The following is a 15,884-nucleotide window of genomic DNA, read 5'->3' on the forward strand; positions in this document are numbered from 1 at the left end:
GCCTGTAAAGAAGAATGAAGGCGGGATTCTACGGTTCAGCCGAACAGCGGCGTCTGCTCGCCGACCTGCTGGCCAGTGGCGCGTGCCTCGATGGCCAGCAGGCGCAGTTTCGTCGCGACGCCGCCATGGGCTGAAAAACCCGTACCCACACCCCCTGCCCCCATCACCCGATGGCAGGGCACGATGGGCGCAAAGGGGTTGCTGCCTTCGGCGCGGCCGACCGCGCGAGCGGCGCCCGGCTGACCCAGGCGCGACGCGACCTCACCATAAGTCAGGGTCTGGCCGACCGCGATGCGCCGGGTCAGCGCATGGACCTGGCGATTGAACTCGGGCACGCCACGCTCGTCCAGCTCGACCTCCAGCAAATCGCGCGGCTCGCCGGCGAGCAAGGCCTGCACGCCGGCACGAGCCTGCTGCACCGGCAGCGGCAGCTGCTCAAACGCCAGCACCTCGCGCGCGGCCGGAAAGCGCACCCGCATGCGGTCACGCGTAGCGACGGCGCTTTCCTCAGGCAGCTGCGAGCCGACGATGCCCTGCCCTCCCCAGGCCAGCGCACAAGTCCCCAAGGCCGTGTCGTAGCAGTGGAAGAACAGGGTGTCCATCAGACCGACTTCCCGACAGACTGTCAGACCGGCTCTCAGGCCGCCTGGATGGCCCGCTCGGCCTTGTCCTGCGCCACATGGGCGGCAACACCCAGGCGCTCCCGGGTGGCCAGGGCCGCGACCTCGTCCACCGGCAGGCGCTTGAGTTGCGCATCGCTCCAGACCTGGCGCCAGCGCCGAGCCCCGGCCTGGCCATTCCACAGGCCCAGCGCATGGCGCATCGCCTGCGTCCAGGGCCGGCCAGCCTCGACCTGCGTGCGCAGATAGTCCAGCCAGTCGGCCTCGACCTGCTCGCGGCTGTCCGCCGGGTCGGCCGAGCCGAAGAAGCGAGAATCCCATTGCGCCATCTGCCAGGGCTCGTGATAGGCCTGGCGGCCTACCATCACACCGTCGACGTGCTGCAACTGCTCGGCGATCTCGGCATCACTCTTGAGGCCGCCGTTGATAACGAGGGTCAGCGCCGGGAAGTCGCGCTTGAGGCGGTGCACCAGCTCGTAGCGCAGCGGCGGGATCTCGCGGTTGTCCTTGGGCGAGAGTCCTTGCAACCAGGCATTGCGCGCATGGACGATGAAGACCTCGCAACCAGCCTCGGCAATCGTGCCGACGAAGTCGCGCACGAACTCATAGCTCTCGACCTTGTCGATGCCGATGCGGTGCTTGATCGTCACCGGAATGCTGACCGCATCCTTCATCGCCTTCATGCCCTCGGCCACCAGGGCCGGCTCGGCCATCAGGCAGGCGCCAAACGCCCCGCGCTGCACCCGCTCGCTGGGGCAGCCGCAGTTCAGATTGACCTCGTCATAGCCCCATTGCTCGGCCAGCTTCGCGCAGGCCGCCAGATCGGCCGGCTCCGAGCCACCCAGCTGCAGCGCGACCGGGTGCTCCTGCGCGTTGAAGTCCAGATGGCGCGGCTGGTCGCCATGCAGCAGCGCGCCGGTGGTCACCATCTCGGTGTAGAGCCGGGTCTGGCGGGTCAGCAGGCGGTGGAAGCTGCGGCAGTGCTTGTCGGTCCAGTCGAGCATAGGGGCGACCGACAGGCGCCAGGGATTGGTTTTCGAGGTTTGCACCCGTCGGATTATCGCAAACCCGGCGTTGGAGGCGGGCCGAAGAGCTCCGGATGGCGCTGGGCGTACCAGTCCTTGACCTGCTCATGGTCCAGGGTCAGCAGGGTCTTGAAGTCGGGCACGAACAGATAGCCCAGCGCGCTCGCCGCCGACAGCAGGCCGAACAGGAAGTAGACCGTGGCCACTTCCAGTTTCAGCAGGGCCAGGCCGGCCAATGCCGGACCGGCGGCTGCGGCAATATTCATCGTCATCATGCCCACCGAGCTCAGGCGGGCCCGGAAGTGCTCCGGGATGGCCAGCATGCGATGGGTTTGGCCGACCAGCACGCCGCAGGAATTGGCCAGGCCGACCAGGAACAGAGCCAGCACCAGCACCTCGCCCTGGCCTGTCCAGCCCGCCAGCGCCAGGCCCAGGCCCTGGGCGGCGGTGGCGCCGACCCGGGTCGCATAGCGGCCGATCAGGCGGGCCACCCAGGCCGAACCGCCCAGCGCACCGATCAGCATGCCCAGCGACAGCCCGGTCTCGGCCGCGCCCAGCCAGGCACCCGAGAGCCCGAGGGCCTTGATCTTCAAGGGCACCAGCATCGTGAAGGCCGGGAACATGAACAGCATGCCGACAAAGTTCACCAGGGTCCACCCCCGCTCCAGCGGCATGGTCCAGCTGGCCCGCAGGCCCTGGCGCAGATCGTCGCGCCAGGCGCTCATGCCACGCCCGGCGCGTGCCGGCGGCGCCCGCTGCGGCAGCCGGCGCGCCAGCAGCACCGCGCTGAACAGCAGGCCGGCCTGCAACCACAGCGCCGCGCCGGTCGACCAGGCCAGCAGGCTGCCGCCCAGCGCCGGCCCCAGCACCCGGCCCAGCGACTGCGCGCTGCGCTGCAGGCTCAGGGCATCGGGCAGCTGCGGGGTCTCGACCAGATCGGCGGCCACCGTCATCAGCGCCGGCATCAACAGGCCCGAGGCCAGCGCGCTCAGCAAGGCGGCCAGCAGGACCCAGCCGAGGTGGTAGTGGTCGAGGCTGACCAGGCTGGCCAGCAGCAGGGCCACCAGCGCATAGAGCAGGAGGCCCAGCATGATCAGCCGGCGTTTGGCCAGGCGGTCGCCCAGCGGCGACAGCACCGGCATCACGATCACCGCCAGGGTGGCCGCGCTGAAACCGTAGATGGCCAGATCACGGGCTCCGCCCTGGCCGGCAATCCACCAGGGCGCGGCGACCGCACCGACCATCAGTGCCAGCCAGCTCAAGAGCTCGCTGCACAGCAAGGCCCGGAACGGAGGGCCCAGGGCGTCCACACGCCCGCGCAAGACGGCAATCACCGCATCTCCCTGCGGCGCCCTCTTGGGAGCGCCGCCATCTCGTTGTTGATTTGATTGGTGCCGGTGATTGTGGCCGAACGCGGGTGCGACTCAGGGCTTGAAGCTGTCACCCAGCGCCACGCCCTCGCGGCGCGGATCGGCGCCGCCGGTCAAGGTCGGCGTGCCATTGAGCGGCACGCGGATGATGGTGGAGATGCCGCTGGACTGGGCATTGACCGACACCGTATGCCCCAGCGCCCGCAGGCCGCTGACCAGGGGATCGGCCGCACCGCTGTTGGCGGCGTTCACATTCGGGTGCTCGCCGCCGACATTGGTGGTGACGCTGTTGGCGGCGCCGAAATCGATCAGATTGGTCGCCTGCTGGGCGTCCAGCCCCCAGTCCAGCGCACCGACCACGGTCTTGATCACGTACTGGATGATGGTGCTGCCGCCGGGCGAGCCGGTGCCCATATAGAAGTCGCCGATCTTGCCGTCGGCAGCGGTCTTGAACACCAGGGTCGGCGCCATCGAGCTGCGCGGGCGCTTGCCGGCGGCCACACTGTTGGCGATCGGCAGGCCGGCCCCGTCGGTCGGCGTGGCGGAGAAATCGGTCAGCTGGTTGTTGAGGACAAAGCCCTGGGTCATGTGGAAGGAGCCGAAGGAGCTTTCCACCGTGGTCGTCATCACGACCGCATTGCCCTCCTTGTCGACAATGGTCATATGGGTGGTGCCGTTCTCGGCCGTGCTGGACAGGCCTTGCGCGGGCGTGCCGAAGTCGCCCGGCTGCGCCGTGCCCATGCTCTTGCTGAAGCTGATCAGGCCGGCGCGGCCGCGCAGATAGGGCTTGGCCAGCATCGCCTCCCAGCTGCCGCCGGGCAGCGGCACGAAATCGGTGTCGGCGATGTATTTGTCGCGGTCGGCATAGGCCAGGCGCCCGGCCTCGCTGATCAGGTGCACGCCGAACACGCTGGGCTTGCCGCCTTCCAGGTCGATCGCGCTGGGGCCATGCAGGCTCAGGTTGAAGTTCTCCAGCACGCCCAGGGCCGAGGCCACCGTGATGCCGCCCGACGAGGGCGGCGGCATGCCGCAGACCCAGTAGGCCCGATAGGTGGTGCAGACGGCCTCGCGCTTCTTCGGCTGGTAGGCGGCCAGGTCGGCCAGCGTGGTCTTGCCCGGCGTGATGGGCGTGCCGCCGGTCGCGGCCGCGACGCCGATCTTGTCGACGATGGCCTGCGCGATGGGTCCGGTGTAGAAGGCATCGGCGCCGCCGTTGGCGATCGCCGTCAGCGTCGCGGCATAAGCCGGGATCTTCAGCGTTGTGCCCAGGGCCTTGGCGCTCTGGTCGGCGTTGAAATAGGTGGCGGCGGCCTCGGCATCGGCCAGCAGATTGCTGCGTGAGGCGCTGATCGCGGCGGCCATGCGGCCACTGATCGCAAAGCCGTTGGTGGCCAGCTGGATGCCGGGCTGGAACAGCTCCTTCCAGGCGGTCCTGCCATGGGCTTTGTGGGCCATCTCCAGCATGCGCACGACGCCGGGCGTGCCGATCGAGCGGCCGCTGGCACGGGCATTCGGCTTGGGCGCGCTCTGGTCGCCGGCGTCATCGATCCAGCGCAGGTAGTTGGGCGTGGCGGCGGCCGGCGCGGTCTCGCGGCCGTCGTAGCTGACCACGGTCTTGGTCTTGGCGTCGTAGTGCAGCATGAAGGCACCGCCGCCCAGTCCGCTGGACTGCGGTTCGACCAGGCCCAGCACCGCCTGCACGGCCACGGCCGCATCGGTGGCCGTGCCGCCGGCCTTCAGCACCTCGCAGCCGGCCTTGCTGGCCAGCGGATTGGCCGTCACCACCATATAGCTCTTGGCATGCACCAGCTTCTTGCCGACGCGGTAACCCGAGGCGGGTTCGGGCGCCGCCGGATCCCCTGGCAGGCCCGAACCGACCACGACCGTGCCGGTATCGCTGATGGCCTGGCAAGCAGTGTCCGCCGGCGGCGGAAGGGGCGGCTCCTCGTCATCGTCGCTGCCTCCACAGCTGCCGAGCAGCCACAGCGGGGCAAGCAGCAGGACGAGTTGGAGCGGGCGGGCAGATAGGCGCATGAGCATCTCCGTGGCAGGGTGGCGACCCATCCTAGGCTGCTACCCCGCCCTCCCCAGCTGCGCCGTGCGAATGCCGGATCGAGACCCCTAGAACAAAGCCCGCAGCGGATGCTGATCCGGCGCCCAGGGGCTCTCGAAGAAGGCCTCGACCATGTCCGGTGTCACGTCCTCGATGCGGGCCGGGTTCCAGCGCGGCGCATGGTCCTTGTCGACCGCCAGCGCGCGGATGCCTTCGACGGTCTCGCTGGCGGCGCCCGGGCGCAGCTGGAAGCAGCGGTGCACCAGATCGCGCTCCATGCGCAGATCCTCGGCCAGGCTCATGCGGCGCGCGCGGCGCAGCTGCTCCAGGGTCACGGCCAGCATCAGCGGCGAGCGCTTGGCCAGGGCCGCATGGGTCCGCTGGGCCCACTCGTCGTCGACCTCGGCCCGCAGCGAGGCCATGATGGCAGCCACATCGGGCAATGAAAAATGGCGGTCGATGCGGGCCTGAAACTGCAGATGCTCGTCGGGCGGCGCCAGATCGGCCCGCTCCATCACGGTGGCGACCACATGCTCGGCACTGCCCTGCTCGCCGTGCCGGAAGGCCTCGATGATGGCGGGCAGCTCGCTGCTCTGCACGAACACATCCGCGAGGTTCAGCTCGATCGCATCGCCGGCGCCGATCACCTGGCCGGTCAGCGCCAGCCACTCACCGATTCGGCCCGGGCATTGGCTCAGGAAGTAGCCGCCGCCGACATCGGGGAACAGGCCGATATGGGTCTCGGGCATCGCCAGCTTAGAGTGCTCGGTCAGCACGCGCAGCCGGGCGCCCTGGCTGATGCCCATGCCGCCGCCCATCACCACACCATCCATCAGGGCGATATAGGGCTTGGGATAGTGGTGGATCAGGTGGTTGAGCGCGTACTCCTCGGTGAAGAAGTCCTCGAGGGCGCTGTCACCGGCCAGCGCGGCCTGGTGGAAAAAGCGGATGTCGCCGCCGGCGCAGAAGGCCGCCGGCTTGCCCTCGCGGCCGGCGCCCATGATCACCACGGCCTGGATCTGCGGCGCAGCGGCCCAGGTCTTCAGCAAGTGAGTGATGTCGCGGATCATCGCCAGCGACAGCGCGTTCAGCGCCGTGGCGCGATTCAGAGTGATCAGTCCCAGGCAGCCATTGATTTCGGCCAGGATCTGACCGTCGGACTGCAAGGTGGAGATGGCGGCGGACGGCATGTCCAGTTCCCTTAGTTTTTTGATCTTGTTCCGCAGGCCCGCGAGCGCAGGCCCAGCAACTCATTGCCCAGCAGGGCAAGCAGCACCATAGCACCCCCGGCCAGGGCGGCGAAAGACGGGGCTTCCCCAGCACCGAGCCAGGCCCACAGCACGCCGAAGATCACCTCCAGCAGACCCAGCAGCGCAATCTCGGGCGCGGCCAGCACGCGGGTCAGCCACACCGCCAGCAGGCAGGGCACGGCCAGCTGGAACACGCCGAGGCCGGCCAGCAGGGTCAGGTCATGCGCACCGGCTTGCAAAGGCCAGGCCAAAGGCAGGGTCAGCGCGGCAGAGATCAGCGCGCCCAGCAGCACGGCCAGCAGCATGTCCGGGTCGGAGGCGCTGCCGGCCTTGCCGCGCTGCACATGCTGCAGCAGGGTCCAGTTGGTGGCGGCGGCCAGCGGCACGGCAAAGGCCACTGCGACGCCGATCAGCGCACCCGGCCCGCCCTGCATCTCGTGGCCGAACATCCAGGCCAGCCCCAAGCTGCCCAGCGCGATCGCCGCCCAGGTGCGCGTCGGCAGCCGGTGCCGCAGAAAGACGCGGGCGAACAGCGCCGTCAGCAAAGGCCCCAGCGACATCGTCACCAACACATTGGCCACCGAGGTCAGCATGATGCTGACCATGAAGGCGGTGAACATCGTGGCCCAGCACAAGGCCGAGACCCAGACGCTGGCCGAGGCCCGCCGGATCTGCCCGGCCAGCGCCGGCCCGCGCATCCAGGCCAGCGCCGCCGCCAGCGCCAGCGCATTGAAGGCGCTGCGCCAGAACGTCACCTCGAAGCTGCGTGCCGCCTCCAGATGCCGCGTCACCACGCCCGCCGTGCTCCACAGCAGCGTGACAACAAGCATCAGCAAGACAGCGCGACGATGGGTCATGATGAATTGAGAGCGGCCCCAGTGGGGCCGCGGGCGTCAACCTAACTAGAGCCTCCCTCTTGGAGGGAGGCTGGAGGGAGCTCAGCAAGCCCGCGCGGTGCGCACCGCGCGGAGCGAAGCGTCAGCTACGCGACGCGCGCTTGCGTTCGTTCTCGGACAGATGGCGCTTGCGCAGACGCACGCTCTTGGGCGTGATCTCGACCAGCTCGTCGTCCTCGATGAACTCGACGCCGTACTCCAGCGTCAGCTCGATCGGCGGCGTGATCTTGATCGCGTCTTCCTTGCCGCTGACGCGGAAGTTGGTCAGCTGCTTGGTACGCGTGGCATTGACGACCAGATCGTTGTCGCGGCTGTGGATGCCGACGATCATGCCTTCGTAGACCGGATCATTGGGCTTGACGAACATGCGGCCGCGGTCGTCCAGCTTGCCCAGCGCGTAGGTGAAGATTTCACCGGCATCCATCGAGATCAGCACGCCGTTCTTGCGGCTGGCGATCTCGCCCTTGTGCGGCTCGTAGCCGTCGAAGATATTGCTGATCAGGCCCGAACCGCGGGTCAGGTTCAGGAACTCATTGGAAAAGCCGATCAGGCCACGCGCCGGGATGCGGTACTCCAGGCGCACACGGCCACGGCCGTCCGGCTCCATATTGACCAGCTCGCCCTTGCGCTCGCCCAGCGCCTGCATCACGCCGCCCTGGTGGGTTTCCTCGACGTCGGCCGTCACCAGCTCGATAGGCTCATGCTTGACGCCGTCGATGTCCTGGAACACCACGCGCGGCTTGCTGACGGCCAGCTCGTAGCCCTCGCGGCGCATATTCTCCAAGAGGATGGTCAGGTGCAGTTCACCGCGACCCATCACCTCGAAGATGCCGTCCTCGTCGGTTTCCTTGACGCGCAGCGCGACATTGCTCTGCAGCTCTTTTTGCAGGCGGTCCCAGATCTGGCGGCTGGTGACGAACTTGCCTTCGCGACCGGCCAGCGGGCTGGTGTTGACGCAGAAGTTCATCGTCAGGGTCGGCTCATCGACCTTGAGCATCGGCAGCGGGGCCGGGTTGGCCACGCTGGTCACGGTCACGCCGATGCCGATTTCCTCGATGCCGTTGATCAGCACGATGTCGCCGGGGCCGGCCTCGGTGACCTGCACGCGATCCAGACCCTGGAAGGTCAGCACATTGTTGACGCGACCCTTGACGGCCTTGCCGTCCGGGCCTTCCATCACCAGCACATCCATCGCCGGCTTGATCGTGCCCTGGCTGATGCGGCCCACGCCGATGCGGCCGACGAAGGTGCTGTAGTCCAGCGCCGAGATCTGCAGCTGCAGCGGCGCGGCCGGGTCGCCCTTTTGCGGCGGCACATGCTTGAGCACGGTGTTGAACAGGGCCGACATATCGGGGCCCCACTGCTCGCCCGGCGCGCCCTCTTCCAGCGAGGTCCAGCCATTGATGCCGGAGGCGTAGACGACCGGGAAGTCGAGCTGCTCGTCATTGGCGCCCAGCTTGTCGAACAGATCGAAGGCGGCGTTGATCACGGCGTCGGGCTTGGCACCGGGCTTGTCGACCTTGTTGACGACGACGATGGGCTTCAGGCCCAGGGCCAGCGCCTTCTTCGTGACGAAGCGGGTCTGCGGCATCGGGCCTTCCTGGGCGTCGATCAGCAGCACCACGCCGTCGACCATCGACAGCGCGCGCTCGACTTCACCGCCGAAGTCCGCGTGTCCGGGGGTGTCGACGATATTGATGTGGGTGCCTTCCCAGCTGACCGCGCAGTTCTTGGCCAGGATGGTGATGCCGCGCTCGCGTTCGATGGCGTTGTTGTCCATCACGGTGTCGACCACTTTTTCGTGCTCGGCAAAGGTGCCGGACTGGCGCAGCAGCTGGTCGACCATGGTGGTTTTGCCATGGTCGACGTGGGCGATGATGGCGATGTTGCGAATCTGCTTACTCATACGACGCTTTCAAAAAATCTGGGTTCGCTGCGGAGGCCTTCAACCTCCTGAGCGCTCAATAGTCGGTCGGCGATCAACTCGCCGGCGCTGATGTGTGCACTGCCTAAAAGTACATGCGGCTCGGGCCCGTAGACCCTGACATGCGCCGCATCTGCAACGGCAACACGGCGCCGCAGACCGGTGAGAAAACGGGCGGCCTCGTCGCCGGGCAAGCTCAGCGCGGGCCAGTCCGCCAGCAAGGCGTCCGGGGGGCGCAGCAAGGCCTCGCGCTCGGTCTCGGTCAGCGCCGCCAGCGCGTCCAGGCTGATGGCCTGGGCCACGCTCAGCGGGCCGGAGCCGATGCGGCGCAGCGCGCCCAGCGAGGCGCCGCAGCCCAGGATCTTGCCCAGGTCTTCGGCCAGCGTGCGGATATAGGTCCCCTTGGAGCAGCGCACCCGCAAGCTCAGGGTGTCATGCTGCCAATCCAGCATGTCAATCGAGTGAATCGTGATGCGGCGCGTCGGGCGCTCGACCTCGATGCCGGCGCGGGCGTACTCGTACAGCGGCCGGCCCTCGTGCTTGAGCGCCGAATACATCGGCGGCTTCTGCTCGATCTCGCCGCTCAGCGCGGCCAGCGCGGCGGCGATCTGCTCGGCGGTCACCGCCACCTCGCGCTGCTCCAGCACCTCGCCCTCGGCATCGCCGGTGGTGGTCGTGAGGCCCAGCCGCAGCACCGCCTCGTAGGCCTTGTCGGCATCCAGACTGACCTGGCTGAACTTGGTGGCCGCGCCAAAGCACAGCGGCAATAAGCCGGTAGCCAGCGGATCCAGCGTGCCGGTATGGCCGGCCTTCTCCGCCCGCAGCAGCCATTTGGCTTTCTGCAGCGCGTCGTTGCTGGACAGGCCCAGCGGCTTGTCCAGCAACAGCACGCCGTGCACGGCACGGCGTGTGATCCTGGGGCGCGGGGCGGGGCTGTTCATCGCGATGGCTCAGTCCTTGGCGGGCTCGCCAGCGCTACTGTCGGGCAGCGCGGGCTCGTCGTCCAGTGCCCGCGTCGCATTGGCCTTGTGGATCAGCGAGCTCAGCTCGGCCGCGCGCTCGATGCTGCGGTCGAAATGGAAGTGCAGGGTCGGCACGGTATGGATCTGCAGGCGCTTGAACAGGCCGTTGCGCAGAAAGCCGGCGGCCTCGTTGAGGGCCGCCTCGGTCTCGACCGGATCGCCGACCAGCACCGAGAAGAACACCTTGGCATGGGCGTAATCGGGCGTGACCTCGACGGCATTGACCGTGGCCATGCCGATGCGCGGATCTTTCAACTCACGGACCAACTCGGCCAGATCGCGCTGGATCTGGTCGGCCACGCGGAAACCGCGGTTGGGAATAGCTCGTTTATGTCGCATGCTCAACTCCTTGGCGCCCTGTAAACGCAAACCCCGCCTTCGTGTGGAAGGCGGGGTTTGCTGACAAGTCTTTCGACTGAGGGCAACGCCGCCTTACAGCGTTCGGGCCACTTCCTTGATCTCGAAGAATTCCAACTGGTCGCCCTCGGCGATGTCGTTGTAGTTCTTCAGCTTGATACCGCACTCGAAGCCTTCCTTGACTTCCTTCACATCGTCCTTCTCGCGGCGGACCGAGTCGACCTCGCCGGTGTAGACCACGATGTTCTCGCGCAGCAGGCGGAACTTGGCACCACGGCGCACCAGGCCCGAGGTGACCATCGAACCGGCCACCGTGCCGATCTTCGAAGCCACGAAGACCACGCGGATCTCGGCCGTGCCGATGACTTCCTCGCGCTGCTCGGGAGCCAGCATGCCGGTCATCGCTGCCTTCACCTCATCCACGGCGTCATAGATGATGTTGTAGTAGCGGATGTCGACCGCATTGCCTTCGGCCAGCTTGCGCGCACCGGCATCAGCCCGGGTGTTGAAGCCGATGATGACCGCCTTGGAGGCGATCGCCAGATTGACGTCGCTCTCGCTGATGCCGCCCACGGCCGCGTGCACGATCTGCACCTTGACCTCGGGCGTCGACAGCTTGAGCAACGAAGAAGCCAGCGCTTCCTGCGAACCTTGCACATCGGCCTTGATGATCAGGCTCAGGGTCTGCTGATCGCCACCGATGTTCTCGAACATGTTCTCGAGCTTGGCGGCCTGCTGGCGAGCCAGCTTGACATCGCGGTATTTGCCCGAACGGAAGGTCGCGATTTCACGCGCCCGACGCTCATCGGACAGCACCATGAACTCGTCGCCGGCCTGCGGCACTTCGGTCAGACCCTGGATTTCCACCGGGATCGACGGGCCGGCCTCGGTACAGGCCTTGCCGTCCTCGTCCAGCATGGCGCGCACGCGGCCATAGGTCGAGCCGGCCAGCACCACATCGCCACGCTTCAGGGTACCGCTTTGCACAAGGATGGTCGCGACCGGGCCGCGGCCCTTGTCCAGCTTGGCTTCGATCACCAGGCCCTTGGCCATCGAGTCCTTGGCGGCCTTGAGTTCCAGCACTTCGGCCTGCAGCAGCACCTGTTCCAGCAGGGCATCGATGCCCTCGCCGGTCTTGGCCGACACCGGCACGAACGGCGACTCGCCGCCAAACTCTTCGGGCACCACCTCTTCGGCCACCAGCTCGCTCTTCAGGCGTTCCAGATTGGCACCGGGCTTGTCGATCTTGTTCATCGCCACAACCAGGGGCACGCCGGCCGCCTTCGCGTGGTGGATGGCTTCCTTGGTCTGCGGCATCACGCCGTCGTCCGCCGCCACCACCAGGATGACGATGTCGGTGGCCTTGGCGCCGCGGGCACGCATCTGCGTGAAAGCCGCGTGACCCGGGGTGTCCAGGAAGGTGATCATGCCGCGCGGCGTGTCGACGTGGTAAGCGCCGATATGCTGCGTGATGCCACCGGCTTCACCGGCGGCCACGCGGGCCCGGCGGATGTAGTCCAGCAGCGAGGTCTTGCCGTGGTCGACGTGACCCATGACCGTGACCACCGGCGCACGCGACAGCAGCTCGTGGGTCTGCTCGGTGACGCCCTCTTCCTCGAGGAAGGCATCCGGATCGTCCAGCTTGGCCGCGAAGGCCTTGTGACCCATTTCTTCCACGACGATCATCGCGGTTTCCTGGTCCAGCTGCTGGTTGATCGTGACCATCTGGCCGAGCTTCATCAACTGCTTGATGACCTCGGAGGCCTTGATGGACATCTTGTGCGCCAGATCGGCCACCGAGATGGTCTCGGGGATGTGCACTTCCTGCACCACCGGTTCCGACGGCGCGACGAAGTTGGACGGTGCGCCACCACGATCATCGCGACCACCGCGACGGCCACCGGCGCCACCCTTGGGTGCGCGCCAGCCCGAGGACGGACGGGCACCGGCGGGGCCGGTCGAACCGATGGTCTTCAGGCCGCGTTTCTTGGCGGCGTCGTCGGCCCAGCTGCTCGACAGCTTCTCGGACTTGACCGACTTCTTGTCGCCCGGCTTGGCAGCCCCGGCAGCGGCCGGCGCAGGAGCGCCCGGCGTGCCCGGCTTCTTGTGGATCGTGCCCTTGATTTCCTTGGCCGCGTCCTTGACCTCCGGCTTCGGCTCTTCCTTCTTCGCGACCATCACCTTCTTCGGTGCATTCATCATCGCGCGGATCGCCGCTGCCTCGGCCTCGGCCGCCTTGCGGCGGCGCTCCAGGTCGACCTGTTTCTGCTTCTCTTCGGCGCCCACATCGACCGCCTTGATCACCCGCAGCGCGGGCTTGGGCGGCTCGACCGGTGCTGCCGGTGCAGCCGGCGCGGCGACGGGCGCCGCAGGTGCGGCGGCTTCCGGAGCCGGTGCGGCCACTTCGGGCGCTGGTGCAGCGGCCGCGGCACGACGCCCGCCACCGGCCACCGCCTTGTTGATCGCGGCAGCAGCTACCTTGGCGGCTTCACGAGCCGCCGAGTTATCAGCAGCGGCAGCCGGCTTGGCTTTGGCGGCCTTGGCCGCAGCGGCGTCGGCCGCAGCCTTGGCGGCGGCCTCCTCGGCGGCGCGGGCTTCGGCAGCCAGCTTGTCCTGGCGGCGCTGCTCTTCGGCGGCACGGGCGGCGCGCTCGGCTTCCTCACGCTCGCGCACGCGGATCGCCAATTCCTCTTCCTGACGACGCAGAGCTTCGGCCTGAGCCTGGGCTTCCTCTTCGCGACGCTGCAGATCAGCTTCTTCGGCGGCGGCGGCGCCAGCCTCGTCCAGGCCACCCGGGGCGTCATCGCGCTTGACGAAGGTGCGCTTCTTGCGCACCTCGACCTGGATGGTGCGGGCCTTGCCGCTGGCGTCGGCCTGCTTGATCTCGCTGGTCGACTTGCGGGTCAGCGTGATCTTCTTGCGGTCGGCGCCGCCGGTACCGTGCGCGGTGCGCAGGTAGTCCAGCAGACGTTCCTTGTCGGCTTCGTTGAGGGCGTCATCGGTAGACGCCTTTTTGACGCCCGCAGCTTGCAGCTGTTCAAGCAGCGTGCTCGCAGGCCTTTGAAGCTCTGCAGCGAACTGGGCGACGGTAGTCACAGCCATTGTTGGATCCTTAACTTATGCGTTCTTTGCTGTGCGAATGATGGGTTTGTGCGGGCATCTCGCTGCCTCAGACAAACCAATGTTCGCGGGCCTTCATGATCATGGCGCGGGCCGCAGCCTCGTCCATGCCGGCCAGTTCAACGAGCTCGTCGACGGCCAGATCGGCCAAGTCGTCACGGGTATGGATATTGCCGTCAGCGAGCTTGGCGACCAGTTCGGGCGTCATGCCGTCCAGGTCGCGCAGGTCTTGGGACACTTCCTCGACCTTTTCCTCGCGTGCAATTTCCATGGTCAGCAGCGCATCCTTGGCCCGGGTGCGCAGCTCGTTGACCGTGTCCTCGTCGAAGGCCTCGATTTCCAGCATTTCCTGCATAGGCACATAGGCCACTTCTTCCAGGCTGGTAAAACCCTCGGCGATCAGGATGTCGGCGACTTCGGCATCGACGTCGAGCTTGTCGACGAAGAGCTTGCGCACCGATTCCGATTCGATCTCATGCTTGGCCGCGGATTCCTCGGCCGACATGATATTGATACGCCAGCCGGTCAGCTCGGAAGCGAGCCGCACGTTCTGGCCGCCACGGCCGATCGCGATGGCGAGGTTTTCCTCGTCCACCACCACGTCCATGGCATGTCGTTCTTCGTCCACCACGATGGACTGCACATTCGCCGGCGCCAGCGCGCCGATCACAAACTGGGCCGGATCTTCCGACCAAAGCACGATGTCCACGCGCTCGCCGGCCAACTCATTGGTCACGCCGTTGACGCGCGAACCGCGCACGCCGACGCAGGTGCCGATCGGATCAACCCGCTTGTCGTGCGACAGCACGGCGATCTTGGCGCGGCTGCCGGCATCGCGGGCGCAGCTCTTGATCTCCAGCAGGCCCTGCTCGATCTCGGGCACTTCCTGCGCGAACAGCTCCTTCATGAACTCGGGCGAGGAGCGCGAGAGCATGATTTGCGGGCCGCGCTGGGTCGGGTCGATGCCCAGGATGACGGCGCGCACGCGGTCACCGGTGCGCAGGTTTTCCTTGGGGATCATCTCGCCGCGCTTGAGGCGGCCTTCGATGCGGCCCGACTCGGCAATGATGTCGCCCTTGTCCAGGCGCTTGACCGTGCCCATGAAGATCTTCTCGCCACGCGACAGGAAGTCGTTGAGCAGCTGCTCGCGCTCGGCGTCGCGGATCTTCTGCAGGATCACCTGCTTGGCGGCCTGGGCGCCGATACGACCGATCGGCACCGAGTCGATCGGCTCCTCGATATGGTCTTCGACCTCGATGTCGGCGATCTGCTCCTGCGCTTCGAACAGCAGGATCTCGGCGTCGGCATTCTGCAGGCCGGCCTCATTGGGCACGACATGCCAGCGACGAAAGGTCTCGTAAGCGCCCGAATCGCGGTCAACGGAGACGCGGATGTCCACCTCGCCGCCATACAACTTCTTGGTGGCCGAGGCCAGGGCAGCTTCCACCGCGCCAAACACCACATCGCGCTCCACGCTCTTCTCGCGCGAAATCGCATCCACCAACATCAACAGTTCGCGGTTCATTGCTCAGGACCTCCGTCAACCTTGTCATCCTTGGGCACGGCACTGGGCTTGCCGGCCTTCTTGTCTGGCGCCGGCTTGGCGCCGCGCCCCTTGAAGTTCACCACCGGCACCAGTCGTGCCTCGCGGACCTCTTCAAGCGAAAAATCCAATGCCTGATCGCTCTTGCCATCATTGAAGACCAGACGCCAGCCCTCGCCCTCGGCTTCCAGCAGACCCTTGTACTTTTTGCGCCCCTGGAACGGCATGCGCAGGGCCACCTCGATCTCCTGGCCGGCAAAGCGCTGGTAGTCGGCCGCCTTCTTCAGCGGGCGATCCAGGCCGGGCGAGGACACCTCAAGGCGCTCATAGGCGCAGTTCTCGACTTCGAGCACATACTGCAGCTGGCGCGTCACGCGCTCGCAGTCTTCCACCGTGATCAGCTCGCCGGCCAGAGCCTGCTCAGGCAATTTGTCAATATAGACACGCAGCAGGCCGCCGGGGCTGCGTTCGCAGTCCACCATGTCGTAACCCAGACCGGTCACGGTTTTTTCAACGGCGGCTTGCCAGTTCATGCTTTGACTCATGCAGCGGGTATCTCGGGCTCTCTGGAGGACTGTCGGTATGTAAAAGCGATCAAGCAAAAAAAATGGGCTGGATGAATCCGCCCACCTCAGTGCCTCGCCAAAAAGTCTTTGAACAGCCTTTGAAGAATCTTCAAAGCCCCTCAGCGAAGGCAGGATTGT

General features: G+C 66.8%; 12 protein-coding genes. All 12 read right to left on the reverse strand.

Annotation, left to right across the window (positions count from 1 at the left end; genetic code table 11):
• Positions 1 to 35: 35 nt before the first annotated feature.
• On the reverse strand, positions 36 to 602 hold the full coding sequence (locus O5M90_RS04130) for a methylated-DNA--[protein]-cysteine S-methyltransferase (RefSeq protein ID WP_440401822.1): 567 nt from the start codon (positions 600 to 602) through the stop codon (positions 36 to 38).
• 35 nt (positions 603 to 637) lie between these two features.
• Positions 638 to 1,624, reverse strand: coding sequence for a tRNA dihydrouridine(20/20a) synthase DusA (dusA, locus tag O5M90_RS04135; protein ID WP_440402507.1), 987 nt, complete (start codon positions 1,622 to 1,624; stop codon positions 638 to 640).
• A gap of 53 nt (positions 1,625 to 1,677) precedes the next feature.
• Positions 1,678 to 2,979: an MFS transporter gene (locus O5M90_RS04140; RefSeq protein WP_269838932.1), complete on the reverse strand. Its 1,302-nt coding sequence runs from the start codon at positions 2,977 to 2,979 to the stop codon at positions 1,678 to 1,680.
• 90 nt (positions 2,980 to 3,069) lie between these two features.
• Positions 3,070 to 5,049 carry a gamma-glutamyltransferase gene (gene ggt, locus O5M90_RS04145; protein ID WP_269838931.1) on the reverse strand — a complete coding sequence of 660 codons (1,980 nt, stop codon included), beginning with the start codon at positions 5,047 to 5,049 and terminating at the stop codon, positions 3,070 to 3,072.
• Positions 5,050 to 5,136: 87 nt separating this feature from the next.
• Positions 5,137 to 6,258: an enoyl-CoA hydratase/isomerase family protein gene (locus tag O5M90_RS04150; protein ID WP_269838930.1), complete on the reverse strand. Its 1,122-nt coding sequence runs from the start codon at positions 6,256 to 6,258 to the stop codon at positions 5,137 to 5,139.
• Positions 6,259 to 6,269: 11 nt separating this feature from the next.
• The gene (locus tag O5M90_RS04155) at positions 6,270 to 7,175 is read right to left on the reverse strand and encodes a DMT family transporter (protein WP_269838929.1); all 906 of its coding nucleotides are present in this window, start codon (positions 7,173 to 7,175) and stop codon (positions 6,270 to 6,272) included.
• A gap of 121 nt (positions 7,176 to 7,296) precedes the next feature.
• Positions 7,297 to 9,120 carry a translational GTPase TypA gene (gene typA, locus O5M90_RS04160; protein WP_262972711.1) on the reverse strand — a complete coding sequence of 608 codons (1,824 nt, stop codon included), beginning with the start codon at positions 9,118 to 9,120 and terminating at the stop codon, positions 7,297 to 7,299.
• Positions 9,117 to 10,079 (reverse strand): tRNA pseudouridine(55) synthase TruB, encoded by a 963-nt coding sequence (gene truB / locus O5M90_RS04165; RefSeq protein ID WP_440401823.1) that lies wholly within the window; start codon positions 10,077 to 10,079, stop codon positions 9,117 to 9,119. Before truB ends, typA begins: the two co-directional genes overlap by 4 nt.
• Before the next feature lie 9 nt (positions 10,080 to 10,088).
• Entirely contained in the window at positions 10,089 to 10,499 is a 411-nt protein-coding gene (gene rbfA, locus O5M90_RS04170; protein WP_137944965.1) for a 30S ribosome-binding factor RbfA, read from the reverse strand.
• Positions 10,500 to 10,592: 93 nt separating this feature from the next.
• On the reverse strand, positions 10,593 to 13,619 hold the full coding sequence (gene infB / locus O5M90_RS04175; RefSeq protein ID WP_137944964.1) for a translation initiation factor IF-2: 3,027 nt from the start codon (positions 13,617 to 13,619) through the stop codon (positions 10,593 to 10,595).
• 67 nt (positions 13,620 to 13,686) lie between these two features.
• Positions 13,687 to 15,162 carry a transcription termination factor NusA gene (gene nusA / locus O5M90_RS04180; protein ID WP_137944963.1) on the reverse strand — a complete coding sequence of 492 codons (1,476 nt, stop codon included), beginning with the start codon at positions 15,160 to 15,162 and terminating at the stop codon, positions 13,687 to 13,689.
• Positions 15,159 to 15,713 (reverse strand): ribosome maturation factor RimP, encoded by a 555-nt coding sequence (rimP, locus tag O5M90_RS04185; protein ID WP_269838928.1) that lies wholly within the window; start codon positions 15,711 to 15,713, stop codon positions 15,159 to 15,161. The genes nusA and rimP overlap by 4 nt, the downstream gene beginning before the upstream one ends.
• Positions 15,714 to 15,884: the final 171 nt, after the last annotated feature.

It is taken from the genome of Paucibacter sp. M5-1 (genome assembly GCF_027498415.2).
Taxonomy (GTDB): Bacteria; Pseudomonadota; Gammaproteobacteria; order Burkholderiales; family Burkholderiaceae_C; genus Roseateles_E.